Genomic DNA, 21,182 nt, shown 5'->3' with positions numbered 1-21,182 from the left:
AATAGTGCCGTATTCCGGGGAAATCACAAAACGGTTTTAGGGATCGGTATCGGCCAGATCGCAGATAATTTTCCATTCCTCGGCGGTCACGGGTTGCACCGAAAGCCGGGAGTTTTTCACCAGAACCATGTCGGCAAGGCGCGGATCGGATTTGATTTGATCCAGCGAGACGGGGGTTTTGACGGGTTTGACCGCTTTGATGTCAACGCATTCCCAACGCGGGTCGTCGGTGGTGCTGTCTGGGTGGGCTTCGGCGATGACCTCGACGATGCCGACGACAGATTTTTCCTTCATCGAGTGATAGAAAAAGCCGAGATCGCCGCGTTTCATCTCGCGCATGAAATTACGCGCTTGGTAGTTGCGCACGCCGTCCCATTCCTCGCCCGTGTCGCCTTTGGCGAGCTGGTCGTGCCAGCCCCAAGTGTTGGGTTCGGATTTGAACAGCCAGTAGCGCATCAGCCGAGGACCTTCTTCCATTCGATCAATTCGACCGAGTCGAACAGCCCGGCGTTGGCGTAGGGGTCGTTGGCGGCCCAGTCTTGGGCGTCGGACAGGGTTTCCATATTCAGGATCACGAGAGAGCCGGACATTTCGCCAGCGTCATTCAGCAAGGGCCCGGCCTGAAACACCGCATCGCCGGAGGCTTTGAGGTAGTCGAGATGGGCGGCGCGGTTTTCCTGACGGATGGGGAGGGCGCCGGGTTTGTCGCGGGCGATGAGGGCTATGAGCATTTATTCTTCCTTGAGTGGTCGCGACAGAAGCATCTCCATCGCGCGGCGAACGTCAAGTTCGCCGTTGATAAGGGCCGTGACGGTGGCGGTGATTGGCATGTCGATGCCGAGCGATTTGGCGCGGTCATGGGCGGCAAAGGCGGTGGCGGCCCCTTCGACGGTGATGGATTTGTCAAAGGGTTTGGCGCGACCGAGGCTTTGACCAAAGCGGAAATTGCGCGATTGCTCGGAGGTGCAGGTGAGGGTGAGATCGCCAAAGCCGGACAGGCCGGCGAGGGTTTCGGGCTTGGCCCCAAGCGCGAGGGCCATGCGCTGCATCTCGGCGTAGCCGCGGGTCATGAGGGCGGCGCGGGCGCTGTCGCCGAGTTGGGCGCCAATGACCACGCCACAGGCAATTGCGATCACATTTTTCAGTGCACCGCCGAGTTCGGCACCGGTGGTGTCGGTGGTGCGGTAAATGCGCAAGTTGGGCGTTGTTAGAGACTGTTGCAGGGACCTCGCCGGTGGTCTCATCGCCGCAGGCGAGCGTGAGAGCGGTGGGCAAGCCGCGCGCAATATCAGCGGCAAAGCTGGGTCCGGTGAGGATGGCGGGGGTGGCGTCGGGGATGTGATCACAAATGGTTTGGACCGGGCCGAGCAGGGTGGAAAGGTCCATCCCCTTGCAGCAGGCAACCAGCGGGTGGGTGGCAAGCACGGTGGCGTGTTCATCCAGAACGCGCGCCAGTTGTTGCATCGGCACGGCAAGGAGCACGGGGCTGTCCACCGGCAGAGACGCGAGCGATGACACCGGCAGGATTTGCGACGGCAGCGGGACGCCGGGCAAGCGGCGGGCGTTTTCGCGGCGGTGACGCATGTCATCGACATGGGCAGGATCATGCGTCCAGAGACGCACCGGGCCACCATTGCGGGCAAGGGATACGGCGAGCGCGGTTCCGAAGGCACCGGCCCCCATAACGGTGATCATGCTTTTGCTCCTTTTCGGCCCGATCCAAGCATGGGTTGGCGGGAGGTGTCCAGCGGCCAGCGCGGCCGGGCAGAGAGGGTCATGTCGTCACGCTCGCCCTGCGCGAAGCGTTCCAGCCCGGCATAGGCGATCATCGCGGCGTTGTCGGTGCAAAGCGCCAGTGGTGGGGCAGTGAAAGTGACGCCGAGATCCTGCGAAACAGTCTCTAACCTTGCACGAATGGCCGTGTTTGCGGCAACGCCACCGGCCACGGCAAGGGTTGGCACGGCAGGGTTTTCAGCAAGGTAAAGCGCCAGAGCGCGCGCGGTTTTTTCGGCCAGAACATCGACAACGGCGGCCTGAAAAGAGGCGCAGAGGTCGGCGCGGTCTTGTTCGGTCAATCCGCCCTTTTCGGCCACCATGGCATCGCGCGCGCGCAAGAGCGCCGTTTTCAGCCCGGAAAAGGACAAGTCACATCCGGGCCGGTCAAGCAGCGGGCGCGGGAAGCGGATACGCTTGGGGTCGCCACGGGTGGCTTTGGATTGAACCGAAGGGCCACCGGGTTGCGGCAGGTTCAAAAGCCGGGCGGTTTTATCAAAGGCCTCGCCCGGGGCATCGTCGATGGTGCCGCCAAGGCGCGAGAAATCATCATGCCCGCGCACGAGAAGAAACTGGCAATGACCGCCAGAGACCAACAGCATGAGATAGGGAAACGCCACGTGATCGGTCAGCCGGGGCGTGAGCGCATGCCCGGCAAGGTGGTTGACCCCGACAAGCGGCAAGCCGGTTCCCGCCGCGATCCCCTTGGCGCACATCACGCCCGAAAGCACCCCGCCGATCAGCCCCGGACCAGCCGTCACGGCAATAGCGTCAATCGAAGAAAGAGGCATTTCCGCCTGTGTTAGAGCCTGTTTTACCGCGATGTCCATACGCTCGGCATGGGCGCGTGCCGCGATTTCGGGCACGACGCCACCGAAGGCTTGGTGCAGCTCGTTCTGGCCCATCACAACCGAGGACAGCACATGCGCCGCAGCGGGCGCACCGCGCACAACGGCGGCGGCGGTGTCGTCACAACTGCTCTCTAGGCCCAGAATGGTGAATTCGTCGCGCATGGTCTTTCCGTTGCAAGCCGCGTGTGGCGCAGGTAACACCTGTTAGACCCCGATCACAACATGGCAGAGCATATGCCCATTATCCTTTTGACAAGGCCAGAAGAGGCGTCACGGCAATTTGCCGAGCGGTTGCGGCTGCGTCTTGGGGAGGTGGAGACGGTGATTTCGCCGCTTTTGGAGATTGGTTTCAAACCGCTGGACGCGCATGACGGCGAAGAGATCCCGATTTTTACCTCGCGCAATGGGGTGGCGGGGTATCTGCGCGCGGGGGTGATGCCTGTGGGCGGTGCTGGTGCGTGGGTGATGCGACGGCGAAAATCGCGCGGCAGGCCGGGTTTCGCCCGCAGAGTGCCGCAGGGGACGCCGATACGCTGGTTCAGTCGATCCTTCAGAGTGGGGCGCGGGGGCCGTTTGTGCATCTGCGTGGGGAACATGCGCGGGGCAATGTGGCCGGTCGTTTGCGTGACGCGGGGCGCGAGGTGCGCGAGGATGTGATCTATGCGCAGGAGTTGCGCGGGTTGACGGCAGAGGCGCAAGCCGTGCTTGGGGGTGAATTGCCGGTGATCGTTCCCCTTTTCTCGCCACGCACGGCGGCGCAGTTTGATGCGGTGCATAAAGGAGGCGCGCCGTTGTTTGTGGCAACAATGAGCACGGCGATTGCCGAGGCGCTGGGTAAGCTGCACACGATGGAGACGATGATTGCGCGGCGTCCAAACGCGCCAAGCATGATTGACGCGGCGGAGAGACTCTTCGACGCAGCGCAACGCCTTGAGGGTGTATAACCCGCCAAGTAAGGTTGGCGGAGTGCGTTAGAGTTTCGGCAGATTCGGGAAGGGCTGTTCAGGTGGCAAAAAAGGCTAAACCAGGTAGAACCGCAGGTAGGACTCCGGGTAAGGGCCCTGATAAGACCTCTGAGGCGAAAGCCGACGATAGCGTTGAAAAGATTGAAGAAACGACCGGCGGCGTTGAAGATGCGAAGACGTCCGGCAGCGGCGCTGCTGGGGATGAACCACGCGCGGCCAAGGATGCGGTGACTGGCGAAACAGTAGATGCGCCCGGTGGAGACGCCGGAACAGACGCGGGCAAGGACGCTGGCAAAACCCCCGATGAGACGCCCAGCGAGGCCGATGCGCCTGCTGATCGCCAAGATGTTGAGGGCGAGATCCTGTCGCCGGGCGACGAGCCCAAGCCGAACGATGGATTTTCAGGCAAAACCGAGGCGGAGCCCGAAGCGCGCACAAAACCGAGCGCTGACCCGACGCCAATTCCGGTGCAACCGCCAGAGCCGGTCATCATCCGCAAGGGTGGTTTCATCCCATTGGTGCTTGGCGGGATTGTTGCGGCGGCAATTGGATTTGGCACGGCGCGCTATGTGCTGCCCGAGGGGTGGCCATGGCCCGGTGCCGGGACGGACACGTTTCAGGCCGATGTGACCGCAAAGCTTGAGGCGCAGGCGAAAACGCTGGCCGACGTGGCGGCGAAAGAGCCGGACTTGGCGCCGATCAATACGCAGTTGGCCGGGATACAGGCCGCTGTTGATACGCTGGCCGGGCAGGTGACTGCTGCCAAGGGGCGGATTGACGGGATGGAAGCGCGGCTTACCGATCTTGAGAAGCGGCCCATCACCGAGGGCGCATCGCCTACGGCGGTGGCGGCCTATGAACGCGAGTTGAAGGCGCTTCAGGAGGCGATGGCGACGCAGCGGGCCGAGATCGAGAAGATGGCGAAAGAGGCCGCGGCCAAGGAAGCCAACGCCGAGATGACTGCGCAGGAAGCCATGCAGCGCACCGCGTTGAGCCAGATCCAGACCGCGCTGGATACCGGCAACGGTTTTGCCGAGGCAGCCGCGAGCCTGACGGCGTCAGGGGTAACGGTGCCGCCGGTTTTGGCGCAAGTGGCCGACAAGGGCGTGGCGAGCGGCGCGCAACTGGCCGACGCCTTTCCCGATGCGGCGCGTGCGGCGTTGAGCGTGGCGCGCAAGGCCGAAGGCGGTGGCGGGCTTGGCGGGTTCTTTGCCCAGCAGTTCAACGCCCGGTCGACCGCACCGCGCGAAGGTAACGACGCGGACGCCGTTTTGAGCCGGGCCGAGGCCGCCGTCAAAGAGGGCCGGTTGAGCGATGCCATGGCCGAGCTTGAAGCGCTCTCTGAAGATGCGCGTGCCGAGATGAGCGCATGGCTTGGAATGGCATCGACGCGGGTTGCTGCATTGAAGGCGGCGGACACGCTTGCCGCTGAATTGAACTGAAGTCGAGGATAACAGAATGCTCTGGTCGCTTATCAAGATTATCGTTTTTGTTGTGCTCGTTGCTGCGGCGACCATGGGCGCGGGGATGTTGTTGGAAACCGAAGGCGGTGTGCGTATCGCCTTTGCCGGCAAGGAATACACGCTGACGGCGCTGCAGACGGTGGTTGCCTTGGTAGTGATGGTGGTCGCGGTTTACCTGCTGCTCAAGCTGCTCAAGCTGTTGATTGCGACGTTTCATTTCCTGAACGGAGATGAGACCGCGATCTCGCGCTACTTTGACCGCAACCGCGAGAAGAAGGGTCTTCAGGCGCTGGCCGATGGGATGATGGCGCTGGCCTCGGGCGAGGGGAAAGTGGCGTTGGCCAAGGCGAGCAAGGCTGAGAGATACCTTGAGAAACCGGCGTTGACCAACCTGTTGACCGCGCAAGCCGCCGAAATGGCGGGCGACCGGGCCAAGGCGGAAGAGGTTTACAAGCGGCTGTTGAAAAACGACGCGACGCGGTTTGTCGGCGTGCGTGGCATCATGAAGCAGAAGCTGGAAGCGGGTGAGACCGATGTGGCTCTGAAGCTGGCGAAAACGGCGTTTGCGCTAAAGCCTGCGCATTCCGAGACACAGGACATTCTGCTCAAGCTGCAAGCCGGTTCTGCCGATTGGAAAGGCGCGCGCGAGACGTTGGCGGCGAAGTTGAAACACGGCACCCTGCCGCGCGATGTTCACAAGCGGCGCGAAGCGGTTTTGGCCTTGTCCGAAGCCAAGGACGTGGTCGCAGAAGGCTCGACCGTGGAAGCCCGCGAAGCGGCGATCGAGGCGAACCGCCTGTCGCCCGATCTGATCCCGGCCGCGGTGATGGCGGCGCGGGGCTATATCGAGGAGAGCAAGCCGCGCTATGCCGTGCGGGTCATCAAGAAAACGTGGGAAGCCCGGCCACACCCCGATCTTGCCGCCGCATTTGCCGAGATCGCACCGGATGAGACGCCCGCCGAACGCCTGAAACGGTTCCGCCAGCTGACCAAGCTGCGCCCGGAGCACCGCGAGGCGAAGCTGCTTTTGGCCGAGTTGAACATCGCCGCCGAGGATTTCCCACAGGCGCGCCGAGAATTGGGCGATTTGCTGGAAACCGATGCGGATGCGCGTGTGTTCACCATCATGGCGGCGATTGAGCGCGGCGAAGGCAAGTCCGACGCGGTGGTCAAAGGCTGGTTGGCGCGGGCATTGACCGCCCCGCGCGGCCCGCAGTGGGTGTGCGACAAGTGCCACCATATCCATGCCGAATGGCGCCCGGTCTGTGACAATTGCGGCGCGCTGGATACGCTAAGCTGGACCACTCCGCCGCAAGCGGATGTGGCGATGCCCGCAGGCACCGAGATGCTGCCGCTTATCGTTGGCGCAATCGAGGATCGCTCGGACGAGGCGCCAGAGGGCGACGATTATCCGGCGGACAATGGCGACACGGTTGAAATTCTGGATGCCGAGGAAGTTTTGACCGATCCGGCGCCCGAAACGGACGGTTCAGCGGGTGAGGAACAGGGCAAAAAATAGCTCTTTTCCAAGTCCGGGCGCGGTGCTATAGCCCCGGCCCACGGAACCTAGGTTCCTGTGCCGGTGTAGCTCAGCTGGTAGAGCACGTCATTCGTAATGATGGGGTCGTAGGTTCGAGTCCTATCACCGGCACCATCTAAACCCAAAATATTGAGTTTTACGGTTACTTAACGGTTTATATCGGTGCCCTATCCACCTTTGAAACCACCTTGCTGCCGGTGATGATAGGCTTCATTTTGCCAATTTCTTGTTTTGTGAACGCACGAATTTGCCTGCCCACGCCGGTCCTGAAACCGCCACCGCCAAACTTTCACACTTTGGTCTGGATCAGATAACAGCGGGCGCGCGAGGAAGGGGCAACCGGTTGAGTCCGTATAGACGTGCGTTTCACCGGTTTATGCGCGTTCTTAGTCGACTGCGACTGAGTTTTGCGAGTGCTATACTTGCTCCCGAGATTTTCTGGAATGCAGCGATCTGAAGATATGAGAACCGAGCTTTCACTTTCATGCAGATGTCATGTGAGCATCACATAGCTGTAGTCGTCCGGTGGTTTACGGAAGCGAGCCGCGGGGAGCAGATATGTTCTCCGCTGAATCACACCCGCCTCGCAAATCGCGAACCGATCGGAGAACTGCACGATGAATATGAACCGACGCCATATCATGGGCCTGATGGGGGCAACTGCCTCTGGGCTCTTCCTGCCGAGCCATCTGCGCGCCCAGCAAAACCGCCCCTCGATAAAAATTGCGGTACAGCAAGTCGTCATCAACAACACGCTCGACCCTTGGAACGAGCAGTCGAATGTTGGCGAACGCGCGCTTTTTCCAAACCTCTGGGAAGGTCTGCTTCTGCGCGATTGGATGGGCAACCAAGGCCCAGTCGCGGGTCTGGCGACGGAGTGGAAGCGCCTAGACGAAAAGACCGTCGAGCTTAAGCTGCGGGAGGGTGTGAAATTCCACAATGGTGATGAGATGACCGCCGAGGATGTGGTCTTTTCGCTCTCTCCCGAACGGCTGTTTGGAGACACACAACCGGCGGGTGGCAAGACCATTTATAGGGAAGACTATAGCCGCTCCACAGGCAAAGACATCCCGGCCGCCATGCCCGGTATCGCGCGTCGCAAATGGCCCTCGCTGGCCGGGGTCGAAGCCGTCGACAAATATACCGTGCGTTTTCACAACGCGACGCCCGATGTCACAATGGAAGGCCGTCTTTATGCTGGCGGCAGCATTGTGGCCAACCGCCGGGCTTGGGATGAAGCAGCATCCTATGACGTCTGGGCAAAAAAGCCGGTCACAACTGGCCCCTATTACGTTGAAGACTTTCAGCCGGACGTCTCGCTCACCTTGCGGGCGCATGACGACTACTGGGGTGGCCGACCCCCATTGGAAACGATCACCTTCGTAGAAGTGCCCGAGGTCGCAAGTCGCGTGAATGGTCTTTTGTCCGGCGAATACGACTTCGCCTGCGATCTGCCGCCCGACCAGATTGGAACCGTAATGAATACGCCCGGCCTGGAAGTGCAGAACTCCACCATCTGGAACCACCGCGTTAATGTTTTTACCCAAGACCATGAGCAGCTACAAAACCCGCTTGTGCGCCGCGCAATGACCCATGCGATTGATCGCAAGGCCATTGTCGAAGCGCTTTGGGCTAATCTGACAGAAGTGCCTGCCGGTCTTCAGTTCGACAGCTTCCGGACCTCTGATATGTTCATCGAAGGCTGGGCCGCACCCGAATACAACCCGGAACTGGCCCGCGAAATGCTTAAAGAGGCCGGCTACAAAGGCGATCCGATCCCCTTCCGCCTTTTGAATAACTATTACATCAATCAGGTGCCAAACGGGCAGATTCTCACCGAGATGTGGAACCAGGTTGGTCTTAACGTCGAGATCGAGATGAAAGAGAACTGGGGCCAGATCCTCGCCCAAGACACGCCACGTGGGGTACGTGACTGGTCTGCCTCTAACACGATCAACGATCCGATCTCACCGATGGTGGTGCAATTTGGACCGAATGGTTCAGCCCAGCAGTACCGTGAGTGGACAAACGCAGAGTTCAACGATCTTTGCCAAGTCATGGAGACGTCAACAGACCGTGCAAAACGCAAACAAGCCATCGCACGGATGCTGATGATCGCCGAGCGCGAAGACCCGGCCTATAATATCCTTCATCAGAACGCGGTCTTCACAGGCATGCGCTCGGACTTGAATTGGAAGGCGGCTCCCGCATTTGCCATGGATTTCCGCGCTTCGAACTGGCCTGGCCAATCCTAATCTGTAGCGGCGCGCCCCGATCCGGGTGCGCGCCCTATGCTCATGCGAAGGACGTCTTATCCATGAACACTCTGGTCGAGATTAGAAACCTGCAGGTTGCCTTTGACGGCGTGCCGGTGCTGCATGGCATCAATCTTGATGTGGCTCCGGGCGAAGCTTTGGGACTTGTCGGGGAGAGCGGTTGCGGCAAATCAGTGACTTGGCTCGCGGCCCTTGGCTTGTTGCCGGGTAAAGCCACTGTTAGCGGCTCGGTCAAATTACAAGGGCAAGATCTGGCGGCTGCGCCTCGTCAGACGCAGGAGCGCGTGCGCGGAAAACGCATTGCTATGATTTTCCAAGACCCGTCAAGCGCGCTCAACCCCGTAATCCGGGTAGGCCGACAGATCCTTGAGGCATTGCGGTTGCACCGTGGTCTGACGGGGGCTGCAGCCAAAACCGAGGCTTTGCGGTTGATGGAGCTTGTCGGCATTCCCGACGCGCACAACCGGTTCAACCTCTATACCCATGAATTTTCCGGCGGACAGGCACAACGCCTGATGATCGCCATGGCCCTTGCAGGCGAGCCTGACCTGCTGATTGCTGATGAGCCGACAACGGCGCTTGATGCTACGATACAAGCGCAAATTCTCGACCTGTTGATCACTTTGCGTCGCGAAATGTCGATGGCGATAGTTTTTATAAGCCACGATCTCGCGGCTGTGGCCCAAGTCTGTGAACGGGTCTGCGTGATGTATGCGGGCAAGATCGTCGAAGAAGGCCCTGTCGCGCAGCTCTTTGATACACCGCGTCACCCCTATACGCGCGGGTTGTTTGACGCGATCCCTTCTCTTTTGGGCCCACGGCGGCGGTTGGTGCCGATCCCCGGCACAGTGCCAGACCCTCGCCAGTTGCCCGCAGGCTGTGCGTTTGAGCCCCGTTGCGGGCGCGCCCGCGAGTTTTGCACGCAGCACCAACCAGAACTGCTCCCACAGCCGGAGGGCCGCCAGTTGGCCTGCGCCTATCCAGTGCCGGTGGCGCATGACGCAGTTGAGCGAGAGAAAGAAAATCAATGAGCACTGTGTTAGAGGCCCGCGATCTGGTGCGCATCTATGAAACCCGCCGTGGCCTGCTGGGACGTTCTTCGAATGTGCGGGCTGTAGATGGGGTCAGCCTTGAGGTTAGACGCGGTGAAACGCTCGGGGTGGTTGGCGAAAGCGGATCGGGCAAGTCTTCGCTGGGGCGTATGTTGTTGGGAATTGATGCGTCTCAAGGCGGCGCTGTCTATATCAACGGGGAAGCCATGCCTGCTTTTGGCTCCGCCGGATGGCGGTCTCTGCGGGCGCGCATACAAATGATCTATCAAGATCCCCTCGCCGCGCTGGATCGGCGGATTAATGTGGCAGAACAACTGCGCGAACCATTGGATATTCACCGCATCGGTGATTTTGAAAGCCGCATGGCGCGCGTTCGTGAAGTGATGCAAGCGGTGGGTCTGCGTCTCGACCAAGCTGATAAATTTCCGCACGAACTTTCAGGGGGGCAGCGGCAGCGTGTCGTTATCGCGCGGGCCCTCATGACCGAACCCGAATTGCTGGTTTGTGACGAGCCGGTTTCAGCCCTTGACGTATCCATTCAGGCACAGGTGGTGAACCTGTTGGCTGACCTACAGCGCGACCGAGGCCTTGGCATGGTCTTTATCAGCCATGATCTGAAGGTCGTTCGCAATCTCTGCGATCGGGTGGCTGTGATGTATCTGGGCCGCATCGTCGAGGAGGGCCCCGCGGATACGATATTCTCCGACCCGCAGCATCCCTATACGCAGGCTTTGGTCTCTTCGGTGCCGCAACCCGGTCGTGCGCTTAACAGCCGCATCATTCTTCAGGGGGAGCCGCCGAACCCCGGCAATCGTCCGTCCGGATGCGCGTTTCATCCGCGTTGCCACAAGGCCGAGGACATCTGCCGCCACACCGTTCCCGAAACCCGGACTACCAGCGATGAGTGCCGCGCAGCCTGCCATTTCACAGGCCATGTTGTGCAGGCGGAACTGGTTTGAACAGGAGCTTTAAGTGATACATTTCGTAACCTCCCGCCTTTTTCGGGCCGGGCTAACGGTATTGTCCGTGATGACGTTTGCCTTTGTTGTGCTGCGCATGTCAGGCGATCCGGCACAGGTGCTGCTAGGGCCGGATGTCCCGCAAAATGTAGTGCAGGATTTCCGCGACCGTTGGGGGCTTGATGACCCGATCTGGCGCCAATACCTCGCTTATCTCCAAGCCATGATGCAAGGCGATTTCGGGCTTTCGATGCGCGACCGCTCGCCCGCCATTGACCTTGTGATGCAGCGCATTCCGGCAACGCTACAGCTGACGATCCCTGCGTTGCTGTTGCAATTGGCGTTCGGCATCCCGGCAGGGATCTATGCCGCGCTAAAACGCGGAACACTGGCGGATCGAAGTGTGATTGTTGCCTCGATCATCGGGTTCACTGTCCCTTCCTTTGTGATGGGTTTGCTGTTGGTTTTGATCTTCGCCGTCACCCTTGGGGCTTTGCCTTCCGGTGGTGCCACCAGTTGGCAACATGCGATCTTGCCTGTGTTGACCATGAGCATCGGCGGCATCGGCGTTCTGGCCCGCTTTTCACGGTCCGCGATGATTGAAGTCATGGGCCAGCCTTATATCCGCACGGCTTCTGCCAAAGGGGTTAGCTGGCGCAATGTTGTCCGCAACCACGCTTTGCCGAATGCAGCTGTGCCAATCGTGACAATCGTAGGTTTCATGGTGGGCTCGTTGATCGCGGGGGCCATCATCGTCGAAACAATATTTAGTTGGCCGGGCATGGGGCGGTTGCTGATCGTGTCGGTTACCAATCGGGATCTGGCGGTGGTGCAATGCATCCTGCTTTTGGTCGCCGCCGTTATGGTCGTGTCAAACCTGACAGTTGATCTTCTTTACGGTTGGCTTGATCCGCGACTGCGTCAGACAACCCCCGCACATTAAGGAACTGACATGGCTGTCACTACTGTCACCCCCCCGCAATTTGCCAAACGCCGCCGGCTCCGGTCACCCTTCATAGTGCAGCTGGCCTTGCTTTGGCTCTTAGCTGTGGTCATTTGCGCGCTTTTTGCAGATTTACTGCGCCCCTATCCGATCACCCAGATGAACCTCAGCTCAAGGCTCGCCGCACCCGGCACGCCGGGGCATTGGCTGGGCACGGATGAATTGGGCCGCGACGTCCTATCGCGGTTGATCCAGTCTGTACGATCCTCACTGATTATCGCTTTTGGGGCGACCTTGCTTTCAGCGCTTTTTGGCACCTTGCTGGGGTTCATGGCAGCCAAGTTTCGCGGCGTAGTGGAGCACGTGGTGGTTATGCTAGCTGATTTCCAAGCCGCGCTCCCTTTCCTGATTATGTCGCTGGCGGTCCTTGCGTTCTTTGGATCGTCGATGCTGTTGCTCGTGTGCTTGATGGGCTTCTACGGTTGGGAGCGCTATGCACGCATCACCCGGGGACTTGCGATTTCAGCAAGTGCGCAGGGCTATGCCGCTGCTGTCGTTCAACTGGGGGCAAAGCCGTCCCGGGTCTATCTACGCCACATTCTTCCCAATGTGGCATCGACGCTGATCGTTTCTATGACACTCACTTTCCCCGAAATCATCCTGATGGAGTCCAGTCTTTCGTTCCTTGGGCTTGGGGTGCAACCGCCTGATACCAGCCTTGGGAACATGATAGGCTTTGGGCGTGAGTACCTCACCACCGCACCTTGGATCATGCTGTCGCCCGCCGTGGTGATTGTGCTGACAACATTAGCGATCTCATTGGCCGGAGACTGGCTGCGCGACCGTCTGGACCCGACGCTCTAACGTCAGAGTTCAAAGCTCCCGATTGGTCGGCTTGCATAGCGGTTCAGGGAGAGGATAAGGGCGGCCCCGCGGGCCGCCCCTGACAGTTAACGCGTGAGGATCACATCGTTGCTGTCGACATAGTTGTCAAAATGCACCAAGGTCTGATCCGCATCGGCAAGGATCAACGCCATCTGTGCTGGACCGTCAAGCTCTTCGAATGCACCACCATCGAGGTTTACAGTTACATTGTAATGGTTTCCCGACATGGTGGTGAAGGGAATGCCCCGCCACAGCGCAGTGGAGTTAAAATGAACATGGCCAGCAACCACCTGCCGAACGTTGCCGTGTGATGCGAGCAGATTAGCCAATCGCGCGCCATCGCGCAGGATGATGCTGTCGACCCGAGTGAAGAGAGGGTTTGCGTGGTGATGCAAAATGACGATGACGGGCTTGTCATGGGCCTCTAGCAACTGCTCCTCAAGCCAGTCGTATTGAGCATCGGTGAGCACACCCGGATGGATGCCAGGCTCTGAAGAGTCGAGCAAGATGGTCCGGTACCCTTTGTGATCTATGACTTTATCAATGCAGCCGGTCTCCGCTTCATAGTCTTTCCCAAAGACCTCAAGAAAAACAGGCCGATCATCGTGATTGCCTATGGTGATGTGGCAGGGAATGGTTAGGTCCGAAAGGATCGCCTTCAACCGGACATAAGCTTCAGCTTCTCCCAGGTCGGCCAGATCCCCCGCCAGAACACAGAAGTCCGCATCCGCATGGCGGGCATTGATGGCTGCCACGCCGCGCGCCAATCGGTCTGCAGTGTCGAGCGTGTGGGTTGTCTCACCTTCGCGAACGATATGTAAGTCGCTTAGCACAACGATCTTGAGTGTCATTGGCCCAGTCCTTCATGTGTCAGATAATCAATCGATGCTGGAATGCCGGCTTTGTCGCGGAGTTCCATGATCAGCCGTGGCTTTTCTTCCAGTTTGGCGAGAGCGCGAAAAACCGCATGCCAGCAGATTGTTCCTTCTCCGATCGCCCAATGCCGATCAGCATAGCCATCGGCGTCTTGCAAATGGATATGATCCAGCAATCCAGCAGCGGCGCCGACGTAGTAGTCAACAGGCGGTGCGCCATTGGTGCCATGGGCATAATGGGCATGGCCCGTATCAATCGACAGACGCACCGCGGAAGAGTTAAAGCTCTCCACCAATCGCCGACGATCCAGTGGTGCAATATCTTCGATGTTCTCAATGACCAAGGTAACACCCTGATCTTCAGCACGTTTCACCGCGGCTGAGAGCGTTGCATGCGTGTTCTCGATCACCCTGTCGCGGGCGTTCTCAAGGTTGTCGAGGTTATTATAGTCCCATGTCGTATAGGGCGAATGGAGTACCATCTGTGTTGCCCCAACGGCCCGACAGACATCCAGCCCTTGGTTAACCCGTTTGGTCACCACCGCGCGAACGTCCGGGTCAATTGAATGAAGGGTGAAGCCCCAAAAGGGTCCGTGGATGCCCAAACGACCAGTATAGCCGTCCAGAAGCGCATTAATCCGGTCTGCTTCAGGCTGCCAATCTCCTCCCAGCACATCAGGCGCGTGAAAAGATTGAAGTTCAAGGTCACGCTGTTTTTCGAGTATCCAGTCGCGGTGAGTTTCTAGGTCTGCGGTGCCGAGCGCCGCGCCGATGACGGGAGGGGTCATGTTTTGTCCTATTGTTGAGAATTATCCCGTTTCCTTGCGGCTGTTATGTAATGACTGAGCGAAGGTTCAGTGAAGGTTTCGTTAAGCGAGGCCAAACAGATGCAGTTTAGCTTTGACGGGTTATGTGAGCCTCTCGCAGCCTTCTCGCGTAACGGGAACGCGCCGCGTAATAAAACCAACAAGATGAACTAGATACTCTCTTAGTTCAGGCCGCCTTTGGTTCCAAAAACCCTGATGCGAACCCTATGAACCAGCGCTACGACTCTTGGTTGAAAAAGTGACCTATGTGAGATTGTGAACGTATCCCTAACGGCTTTCGACAACATGCCGGTCAGGGTCGATGCGGCTATGCTGGACATGATGAAAAAGGTTGATCGGGTGTTCACCAAATCTCTTTACGCCGGACGATTTACTTTGGCGCGGCTTGCAGCAAGCAAAGGCAACATGAAACTAAAAACCGATAAACCTCTGAAACATTGCAAATCTGTCAGGAAAGACTGGCTCACTTCAGATGTTGGCCTAGAGGTTTAAACAGAATCCACAGAAAGATGTTGAAATGAGATTCATGTGCACCGACGTGTCAGTCCTTTCCAAGGAATGCCAAAAATTGGAAATGTTCGACACATCGGGCGGTTTGCGGTCGTTCGATGCATCCTGGGCGAACGGCAGCGATGCGCAGAAAGTGACTTTTGCAAAGTCACGCGAACGGCCCTATGCGGACATTAGGTAGCTGACAAGCCGATTAAAGAACGGGAAAGCGCGTAGCCGTATTACCGGGTCGCTGTGGGACGGAATGACACTGGGAAAAAAGGTGTTGGTGTCGCAAAATTGGTAGCAAAACCACACCTGAACGACGCTTGAATTACTTGCAAGCGGGGCATAGACCAGAGGCAAGGAGGACAGGATTTATGGCCGTTTCAACTGGTGCAACTCAGATCGAAAATGGTCTTCACGCTCTGCCGTACACTGTAGTGAAGATCGAGGGAGAGAGTGTCGCACAGCCGGGGGCGGTTAGTTCAGGGACAGGTTTTTTCTTCAGGCTCGATACTAAGTCTGGGCCAATCCTAATGATTGCGACGAACAAGCATGTAGTGGACGATTTGGATGTGCTGCGTTTTCATATGTCGCTCATGGATGACAATGGAAAACGAATTTTAGCGCCAGCTGAGACTGTAGATTTCAGCATGGTAGGTTACCCCGTCTTTCGCCATCCTGATCCAAACGTAGATTTGGCGATGATTCCCGCATTTCCCGTTCTTGACGAGATTGGAAAGAAGGGAAAGAAACCATATTTTTTGTCGTTATCAAGAGACAACTTTCCGCCGGGATGGCTCATTCCCAAGCTAACGGCGTTCACTAATGTCATAATGATCGGATTTCCGAACGGACTGATGGATGTTGCAAATAATCTGCCAATCTCTCGCCGTGGTATCCTTTCGACGCTTTACTTCGCGGACCACAATGGTGCAAAGAACTTTGTTGTTGATATTGCTGCATTTGGTGGTTCATCAGGTTCGCCTGTATTAGCTTATTTTGAAGGCATGGTACCTACGGCTGATGGTGGTAATACACTTGGTAGCAGTCGAATATATCTCATAGGCGTTTTACACTCTGGTCCAGTGTTTTCAGCAGAAGGTGATGTCGTACCTGCCCCTATCCCAACTTCGCGACAGATTACGAAGACAAGTTTGATGATGCATTTGGGTTACTGCGCGAAAGTAAGTCAACTGAATGATTTTGTACCTCTGCTTGAGAAGTATCTGGCTGACAATCCACAAGCCGGTAGGGCAACATCAGAAAGCTGAGCAATCTTTTAGCTAAATGCGAATGACCGCCTTTCGAGTTCGGTTAGCCCGATTGTGCGCTAGCAGTAATAGTCCGTACATATCACGATATGCTGGCAAGCTATGCCTGCTTTGGGCTGGGAGCGGCCATTAGACGGTTTTGCGCGAGCGGCAGCTTTGGGCCGGAAGCGGCATAAGAACATTAACGTTTGAAGGTCCGTTACGCGGACAAAACCGCCCTTTGCACGCGCAGCTATTGCTGACGCAGCATTCTCTTGCAGGTGCAGAAAGTCGGTCTCTACAATGTACCATTGTAGTCATTAGAATACGATCTCGGGGACCAAATCCAAACTACTCTTTTGGTGTGAGCGGGTCGAACAATCTGGTTACTCAACAAGCAGCCCTTATTGTTCTTCTCATCTACCGCGCAAGCTATAGCTCATATGCTCGTTACTTTCAGATTAAGGGCACTGTCGCGCATCTTATGGACGAATACCGTTTTGTTATTCACTTGGCGCGTTCTCCAGAATCACGCTGTCATTTAGTCTGCGCTCATTTATCTGTTTGACGCGTCCGTGCTATCAATTTAGCAATGCCGTTAATATCTGTTGGGGTGCCCTTATCCGGGCTGAGATGCACAAGCTGCAAACCCATTGAACCTGAACCGGTTAGGACCGGCGGAGGGAACAGCTTACGGACCTCGCATCCGTTATGGCCTGCGCCCTTTCCTATCCTGATCCCAGAACCAAGGTGCTATGACATGGCAGCTAGGGTGTTAACGATTGCCGGGTCCGATTCTGGTGGCGGTGCTGGTATTCAGGCCGATCTCAAGGCGTTTTCGGCAATGGGTGTTTATGGTGCTTCTGTTGTGACGGCGGTTACGGCACAGAACACAAAAGCTGTTACAGCCATTCATCCAATCCCGGATGACATTGTTGCCGCGCAGATCAAAGCCGTTCTGGATGACATCCAGATTGATGCGATCAAGGTGGGGATGCTCGGGACACCGTCGCTGATTGCAGCGGTGTCGGAGGCACTGGCGGGTTACGCCGGGCCGGTTGTGATTGATCCCGTGATGGTGGCTAAATCAGGCGACACGCTACTGGCCGATAGCGCGATAGATGCTTTGAAATCGGTCCTTTTCGCACGCGCGACACTGCTTACCCCTAACCTACCCGAAGCGGCGAAACTGGTGGGCGAGGGCAGCACGCAAGCGCAGGCGAAGGCCCTTTTGGACCTTGGCGCCGGTGCGGTTTTGATGAAAGGCGGCCATGCAGACGGCGAGACCTGCACCGATCATCTTGTGTCGCGAACGGGAACGCAGGACTTTTCGGCTCGACGTGTGAACACCCGCAACACCCACGGCACGGGATGTTCCTATTCCTCTGCAATCGCTGCGGGTTTGGCGCAAGGCATGACGTTGAACGATGCGGTGGCCCAAGCGCACGCGTGGCTCCATCTGGCGATCTTGCATGCGGATGAATTGTACGTTGGACAAGGTCACGGGCCTGTTCACCACTTTCACGCGCTTTGGACATGAGCGACCCGTTCACCATCATTGGCGGCGGTGTTTGTGGCCTTGCCATGGCGGCAGAGCTGTCTGAGCGCGGCGCGCAAGTCACGGTCATTGATCCCAATGGCGCGCCTGGCGATCATGCCTGTTCATGGTGGGCGGGCGGCATGTTGGCTCCCGATTGCGAAGGGGTAAGCGCCGAGCCCGAGATCGTGCGCCAAGGCCGCAAAGCCGCCGCATGGTGGGAAAGCCAAGGCGGCACAGTGCACCACGCGGGCACCATCGTCGTTGCACTGGGGCGCGACCAAAGCGATCTGGCAACCTTTGCGCGCCGTGCGCCGAGCGCGATACCTCTGACCAAAGCGCAGATCGCCGCGCATGAACCGCATCTGGCCGAGCGTTTTTCCAAAGCGCTGTTTTTGGCAGACGAGTGGCATCTTGACCCCCGCGCGACCCTTACTGGGCTGCATGCGCGACTGGACCAAAGAGGCCTGCGTTTCGCCGCTGACATCGGTGACATCAAAGGGCAGCTGATCGATTGTCGTGGCCTTGCCGCCCGCGACACCCTCACAGATTTGCGCGGTGTGAAGGGTGAGATGCTGGTGGTGCGCTGCCCCGACGTGACACTGTCGCGCCCTGTTCGGCTGCTTCATCCGCGGTTTCCGTTGTATATCGTGCCGCGCGGCGACGATGTGTTCATGCTGGGCGCGACCCAGATCGAAACCGGCGAACGCGGGCGCGCCACCCTGCGATCCGTGATGGAGCTGATGAATGCCGCCTACGCCCTGCACCCCGCCTTTGGCGAGGCAGAGCTGTTGGAGATCGGCGTGGACGCGCGCCCCGCCTTTCCCGACAACCAACCGCGCATTCGACGGATCGGGGATGTGGTTTACGCAAACGGCCTGTTTCGGCACGGTTTTCTGCTTGCACCTGCCGTGGCGCAGATGACGGCGGACCTGTTGTTAGACGGCAAAATACCGGAGGTTTGGTATGAAGATCATCGTGAACGGTGAAGCATTTGAGACCCCTGCGTCAACGCTGGCCGCGCTGTTGGAGGAACTGGGTAAGGGCGACGCCAAAGTGGCCACCTCGGTCAACGAGGCGTTTGTGCCCAAAGCCCAGCGCGCGGATTACAGGCTGCAAGACAGTGACCGCGTCGAAATCGTCGCCCCGCGCCAAGGAGGTTAGAATGCCCAACTTTTACGGCACCGAAGTGGCATCGCGCCTGATGCTGGGCACCGCGCAATACCCGTCGCCCGCTATTCTGGCGGATGCGTTTCGCCGCTCAGGCGCTGGGATCGCCACCGTATCTGTACGTCGCGAGGCGGGCGGCGATCAGGCGGGACAGGATTTTTGGGCATTGATCAGGGATTTGGGCGTCGCCGTGCTGCCCAACACCGCAGGCTGCTATTCGGTGCGCGAGGCCGTGACGACAGCCCAAATGGCGCGCGAGCTGTTCGACACCAACTGGATCAAGCTTGAGGTCATCGGCCACGCCGATACCTTGCAACCCGACCCCTTTGGTCTGGTGGACGCCGCTGAGCAACTGGTCGAGGACGGGTTCAATGTCTTTCCCTATTGCACCGAAGATCTGGTGCTGTGCGAGCGGCTGGTTGAGGTCGGCTGCAAAGTCTTGATGCCCTGGGGCGCGCCCATTGGCACGGGGCTGGGGCTGAACAATATCTACGGTTTGCGCAGCTTGCGAGCGCATTTCCCTGACACTCCTTTGGTCGTGGATGCAGGTTTGGGCCTGCCCTCGCACGCAGCCCAAGCGATGGAAATGGGCTATGATGCAGTGCTGTTGAACACTGCGGTTGCCAAGGCGGGCGATCCTGCAGCGATGGCACGCGCCTTTGCGCTGGCGGTCGAGGCGGGCGCGCTGGCCGCGGGTGCCGACCCTATGGATGCCCGCGATATGGCCGCCCCCTCCACACCCGTTTTTGGAAAGGCGATCCTATGAGTTTGCCCCGCTTTTATCCGATCTTTGATGACGTGGCGTGGCTGCGGCGCATGTTGCCTTTGGGGTCAAGCTTGTGCAACTGCGCATCAAGGACCAGCCGCAAGACGCGCTGCGCGCCCAACTGACCGAAGGCCGCGATTTGTGCCGTGCCCATGGTGCACTGCTGGTGGTCAATGACCATTGGCAACTGGCCATTGAACTGGGGTGTGACTGGGTCCATCTGGGCCAAGAGGACCTTGATGGGGCGGATGTGTCTGCGATACGTGCGGCTGGTCTCAAGCTTGGGATTTCGACACATGACAAGGCCGAACTTGCCCGCGCACTGATGTTGAAACCTGACTATGTGGCACTTGGCCCGATCTATCCGACGATCCTGAAAAAGATGAAATGGCACCAGCAGGGCATTGAGAAACTCAGCGTGTGGAAGGATATTGTAGGGGATATTCCCCTCGTTGCGATTGGCGGGATGAGTACGGACCGCGCAAAGGGAGCGTTTGATGCAGGGGCGGATGTTGTCGCGGCGGTCACAGACATCACGCTGCACGACGATCCAGAAGGCCGCGTCACGCAGTGGCTCAAGGCCTGCGGATGAGCCGTTACGCCCGCCAAACTGCGGTGCTGGGGGACGGCGCGCAAGCCCGCATTGCTAGCGCATCTCTTCTTGTCATTGGGGGCGGCGGCCTGGCAGCACCCGTGATGCAATACCTTGTGGGCGCGGGTGTCGGGCATGTCCGTATCGCGGATGCAGATGTGGTAAGTCTGTCCAACCTGCACCGCCAAACACTGTTTCGCGAGGCTGACATTGGCCAGCCCAAGGTCAGCGTGATCGCACGTACGATGACCGCATTGAACCCCGACACCACCCTTGAGCCTGTTCAACAGCGCGTCGACCCGTCCAACATTGCGGCCCTGTGCGATGGCATGACGCTGGTCCTTGATTGCGCTGACAGCTTTGCGGTCAGCTATATGGGGTCCGATCATTGCCTTGAAACTGGCCAACCGCTGATCAGCGCCAGCGTGGTGGGCTGTAACGGCTATGTCGGGGGATTTTGCGGCGGCAAACCTGGGCTGCGCGCGGTGTTTCCCGATCTGCCGGACCAGCTTGGGTCTTGTGACACCGACGGTGTGCTGGGGCCAAGTGTCGGTGTGATCGGCAGCCTTCAGGCCCAAATGGCGATGGCGATTCTGACGGGCGATGAACAAGGCTTGGGGCAGCTTGTGACATATGACGCGCGCGCGCTGCGGTTTGGCGGGTTCCGCTTTGACGCGGCCGCTGATCCCGCACCCAACCCCGCCTTTATCGCCCAGCGCGACATCGCCGCGACGGATTTTCTAATCGACCTGCGGGCTGTAGGCGAACAGGGCCCCGAGCTGCCACACGCAACTCGCCATGCAGTGTCCGACTTTGGACCATATGGCCCCACACCACACCAAAACCAACGTGCCGTTCTGGCCTGTCGGTCGGGCCTGCGGGCCTGGCAAGCGGCAGAACGGCTTTCACGCCACTGGCGGGGCGAGATCAAACTTCTCGCTCTCGGAGGGTAAGGAGACCCAA

Annotated in this window: 20 protein-coding genes, 1 tRNA gene, 2 pseudogenes and 1 riboswitch; of the genes and pseudogenes, 17 read left to right on the top strand and 6 right to left on the bottom strand. The window is 58.6% G+C overall.

The window, feature by feature from the left end:
* Window positions 1-36: 36 nt before the first annotated feature.
* The 4 genes and pseudogenes from N4R57_20415 to tsaD all read right to left on the bottom strand — a co-directional run bounded on the left by N4R57_20415 (window position 37) and on the right by tsaD (window position 2,786).
* Window positions 37-456 carry an EVE domain-containing protein gene (locus N4R57_20415; protein UYV37282.1) on the bottom strand — a complete coding sequence of 140 codons (420 nt, stop codon included), beginning with the start codon at window positions 454-456 and terminating at the stop codon, window positions 37-39.
* Window positions 456-731, bottom strand: a complete 276-nt coding sequence (locus tag N4R57_20410) for a YciI family protein (GenBank protein UYV37281.1) — start codon at window positions 729-731, stop codon at window positions 456-458. The genes N4R57_20415 and N4R57_20410 overlap by 1 nt, the downstream gene beginning before the upstream one ends.
* A pseudogene (locus tag N4R57_20405) lies at window positions 732-1,695 on the bottom strand (NAD(P)-dependent glycerol-3-phosphate dehydrogenase).
* Window positions 1,692-2,786, bottom strand: coding sequence for a tRNA (adenosine(37)-N6)-threonylcarbamoyltransferase complex transferase subunit TsaD (gene tsaD / locus N4R57_20400; GenBank protein ID UYV37280.1), 1,095 nt, complete (start codon window positions 2,784-2,786; stop codon window positions 1,692-1,694). Before tsaD ends, N4R57_20405 begins: the two are co-directional and overlap by 4 nt.
* Window positions 2,787-3,082: 296 nt before the next feature.
* Here tsaD and N4R57_20395 point away from each other — a divergent pair, with 296 nt between their 5' ends.
* From N4R57_20395 to N4R57_20355, 9 genes are all read left to right on the top strand, one after another.
* Window positions 3,083-3,568, top strand: coding sequence for a uroporphyrinogen-III synthase (locus tag N4R57_20395; protein UYV37279.1), 486 nt, complete (start codon window positions 3,083-3,085; stop codon window positions 3,566-3,568).
* 62 nt (window positions 3,569-3,630) lie between these two features.
* Window positions 3,631-5,031 (top strand): hypothetical protein, encoded by a 1,401-nt coding sequence (locus N4R57_20390; protein ID UYV37278.1) that lies wholly within the window; start codon window positions 3,631-3,633, stop codon window positions 5,029-5,031.
* A 16-nt stretch (window positions 5,032-5,047) separates the two neighbouring features.
* Window positions 5,048-6,571 carry a tetratricopeptide repeat protein gene (locus tag N4R57_20385; GenBank protein UYV37277.1) on the top strand — a complete coding sequence of 508 codons (1,524 nt, stop codon included), beginning with the start codon at window positions 5,048-5,050 and terminating at the stop codon, window positions 6,569-6,571.
* A 59-nt stretch (window positions 6,572-6,630) separates the two neighbouring features.
* A tRNA-Thr gene (locus N4R57_20380) sits at window positions 6,631-6,706 on the top strand.
* A 503-nt stretch (window positions 6,707-7,209) separates the two neighbouring features.
* Complete coding sequence (locus N4R57_20375) at window positions 7,210-8,847, top strand: ABC transporter substrate-binding protein (protein UYV37276.1); 1,638 nt, start codon at window positions 7,210-7,212, stop codon at window positions 8,845-8,847.
* 62 nt (window positions 8,848-8,909) lie between these two features.
* Window positions 8,910-9,899 (top strand): ABC transporter ATP-binding protein, encoded by a 990-nt coding sequence (locus tag N4R57_20370; GenBank protein ID UYV37275.1) that lies wholly within the window; start codon window positions 8,910-8,912, stop codon window positions 9,897-9,899.
* Entirely contained in the window at window positions 9,896-10,879 is a 984-nt protein-coding gene (locus tag N4R57_20365; protein ID UYV37274.1) for an ATP-binding cassette domain-containing protein, read from the top strand. Before N4R57_20370 ends, N4R57_20365 begins: the two co-directional genes overlap by 4 nt.
* Before the next feature lie 13 nt (window positions 10,880-10,892).
* Window positions 10,893-11,822 carry an ABC transporter permease gene (locus tag N4R57_20360; protein UYV37273.1) on the top strand — a complete coding sequence of 310 codons (930 nt, stop codon included), beginning with the start codon at window positions 10,893-10,895 and terminating at the stop codon, window positions 11,820-11,822.
* A gap of 9 nt (window positions 11,823-11,831) precedes the next feature.
* Window positions 11,832-12,686 carry an ABC transporter permease gene (locus tag N4R57_20355; protein ID UYV37272.1) on the top strand — a complete coding sequence of 285 codons (855 nt, stop codon included), beginning with the start codon at window positions 11,832-11,834 and terminating at the stop codon, window positions 12,684-12,686.
* 86 nt (window positions 12,687-12,772) lie between these two features.
* Here the strand turns inward: N4R57_20355 and N4R57_20350 are convergent, their stop codons facing one another.
* A complete protein-coding gene (locus tag N4R57_20350) occupies window positions 12,773-13,558 on the bottom strand; it encodes a phosphodiesterase (protein ID UYV37271.1) in 786 nt (261 codons plus the stop codon).
* The gene (locus tag N4R57_20345) at window positions 13,555-14,370 is read right to left on the bottom strand and encodes a sugar phosphate isomerase/epimerase (GenBank protein UYV37270.1); all 816 of its coding nucleotides are present in this window, start codon (window positions 14,368-14,370) and stop codon (window positions 13,555-13,557) included. The genes N4R57_20350 and N4R57_20345 overlap by 4 nt, the downstream gene beginning before the upstream one ends.
* 324 nt (window positions 14,371-14,694) lie before the next feature.
* Between N4R57_20345 and N4R57_20340 the strand changes: the two genes are divergently transcribed.
* From N4R57_20340 to N4R57_20305, 8 genes and pseudogenes are all read left to right on the top strand, one after another.
* Window positions 14,695-14,901, top strand: coding sequence for a hypothetical protein (locus N4R57_20340; GenBank protein UYV37269.1), 207 nt, complete (start codon window positions 14,695-14,697; stop codon window positions 14,899-14,901).
* Between the two features lie 377 nt (window positions 14,902-15,278).
* A complete protein-coding gene (locus N4R57_20335) occupies window positions 15,279-16,175 on the top strand; it encodes a serine protease (GenBank protein UYV37268.1) in 897 nt (298 codons plus the stop codon).
* A 578-nt stretch (window positions 16,176-16,753) separates the two neighbouring features.
* Window positions 16,754-16,857, top strand: a riboswitch (TPP riboswitch).
* Window positions 16,858-16,914: 57 nt separating this feature from the next.
* Window positions 16,915-17,694 (top strand): bifunctional hydroxymethylpyrimidine kinase/phosphomethylpyrimidine kinase, encoded by a 780-nt coding sequence (thiD, locus tag N4R57_20330; protein ID UYV37267.1) that lies wholly within the window; start codon window positions 16,915-16,917, stop codon window positions 17,692-17,694.
* Window positions 17,691-18,680 (top strand): FAD-dependent oxidoreductase, encoded by a 990-nt coding sequence (locus N4R57_20325; protein ID UYV37266.1) that lies wholly within the window; start codon window positions 17,691-17,693, stop codon window positions 18,678-18,680. Before thiD ends, N4R57_20325 begins: the two co-directional genes overlap by 4 nt.
* Window positions 18,658-18,855, top strand: a complete 198-nt coding sequence (gene thiS, locus N4R57_20320; protein UYV37265.1) for a sulfur carrier protein ThiS — start codon at window positions 18,658-18,660, stop codon at window positions 18,853-18,855. The genes N4R57_20325 and thiS overlap by 23 nt, the downstream gene beginning before the upstream one ends.
* 1 nt (window position 18,856) lies before the next feature.
* Entirely contained in the window at window positions 18,857-19,627 is a 771-nt protein-coding gene (locus N4R57_20315) for a thiazole synthase (GenBank protein ID UYV37264.1), read from the top strand.
* Window positions 19,624-20,219: pseudogene (locus N4R57_20310) on the top strand (thiamine phosphate synthase). The gene N4R57_20315 and the pseudogene N4R57_20310 overlap by 4 nt, the downstream one beginning before the upstream one ends.
* Window positions 20,216-21,172, top strand: a complete 957-nt coding sequence (locus N4R57_20305) for a HesA/MoeB/ThiF family protein (protein ID UYV37263.1) — start codon at window positions 20,216-20,218, stop codon at window positions 21,170-21,172. Before N4R57_20310 ends, N4R57_20305 begins: the two are co-directional and overlap by 4 nt.
* Window positions 21,173-21,182 lie beyond the last annotated feature (10 nt).

It is taken from the genome of Rhodobacteraceae bacterium D3-12, assembly GCA_025916135.1.
GTDB lineage: Bacteria > Pseudomonadota > Alphaproteobacteria > Rhodobacterales > Rhodobacteraceae > JAKGBX01.
This window is presented reverse-complemented; position numbering and strand designations above follow the sequence as displayed.

Bases quoted from the DNA above. Each gene is read 5' to 3' on its own strand.
- N4R57_20415 (UYV37282.1), bottom strand. From the start codon at position 456: ATGCGCTACTGGCTGTTCAAATCCGAACCCAACACTTGGGGCTGGCAC.
- N4R57_20410 (UYV37281.1), bottom strand. From the start codon at position 731: ATGCTCATAGCCCTCATCGCCCGCGACAAACCCGGCGCCCTCCCCATC.
- tsaD (UYV37280.1), bottom strand. From the start codon at position 2,786: ATGCGCGACGAATTCACCATTCTGGGCCTAGAGAGCAGTTGTGACGAC.
- N4R57_20385 (UYV37277.1), top strand. From the start codon at position 5,048: ATGCTCTGGTCGCTTATCAAGATTATCGTTTTTGTTGTGCTCGTTGCT.
- N4R57_20375 (UYV37276.1), top strand. From the start codon at position 7,210: ATGAATATGAACCGACGCCATATCATGGGCCTGATGGGGGCAACTGCC.
- N4R57_20370 (UYV37275.1), top strand. From the start codon at position 8,910: ATGAACACTCTGGTCGAGATTAGAAACCTGCAGGTTGCCTTTGACGGC.
- N4R57_20365 (UYV37274.1), top strand. From the start codon at position 9,896: ATGAGCACTGTGTTAGAGGCCCGCGATCTGGTGCGCATCTATGAAACC.
- N4R57_20355 (UYV37272.1), top strand. From the start codon at position 11,832: ATGGCTGTCACTACTGTCACCCCCCCGCAATTTGCCAAACGCCGCCGG.
- N4R57_20350 (UYV37271.1), bottom strand. From the start codon at position 13,558: ATGACACTCAAGATCGTTGTGCTAAGCGACTTACATATCGTTCGCGAA.
- N4R57_20345 (UYV37270.1), bottom strand. From the start codon at position 14,370: ATGACCCCTCCCGTCATCGGCGCGGCGCTCGGCACCGCAGACCTAGAA.
- N4R57_20340 (UYV37269.1), top strand. From the start codon at position 14,695: ATGCCGGTCAGGGTCGATGCGGCTATGCTGGACATGATGAAAAAGGTT.
- N4R57_20335 (UYV37268.1), top strand. From the start codon at position 15,279: ATGGCCGTTTCAACTGGTGCAACTCAGATCGAAAATGGTCTTCACGCT.
- thiD (UYV37267.1), top strand. From the start codon at position 16,915: ATGGCAGCTAGGGTGTTAACGATTGCCGGGTCCGATTCTGGTGGCGGT.
- N4R57_20325 (UYV37266.1), top strand. From the start codon at position 17,691: ATGAGCGACCCGTTCACCATCATTGGCGGCGGTGTTTGTGGCCTTGCC.
- thiS (UYV37265.1), top strand. From the start codon at position 18,658: ATGAAGATCATCGTGAACGGTGAAGCATTTGAGACCCCTGCGTCAACG.
- N4R57_20315 (UYV37264.1), top strand. From the start codon at position 18,857: ATGCCCAACTTTTACGGCACCGAAGTGGCATCGCGCCTGATGCTGGGC.
- N4R57_20305 (UYV37263.1), top strand. From the start codon at position 20,216: ATGAGCCGTTACGCCCGCCAAACTGCGGTGCTGGGGGACGGCGCGCAA.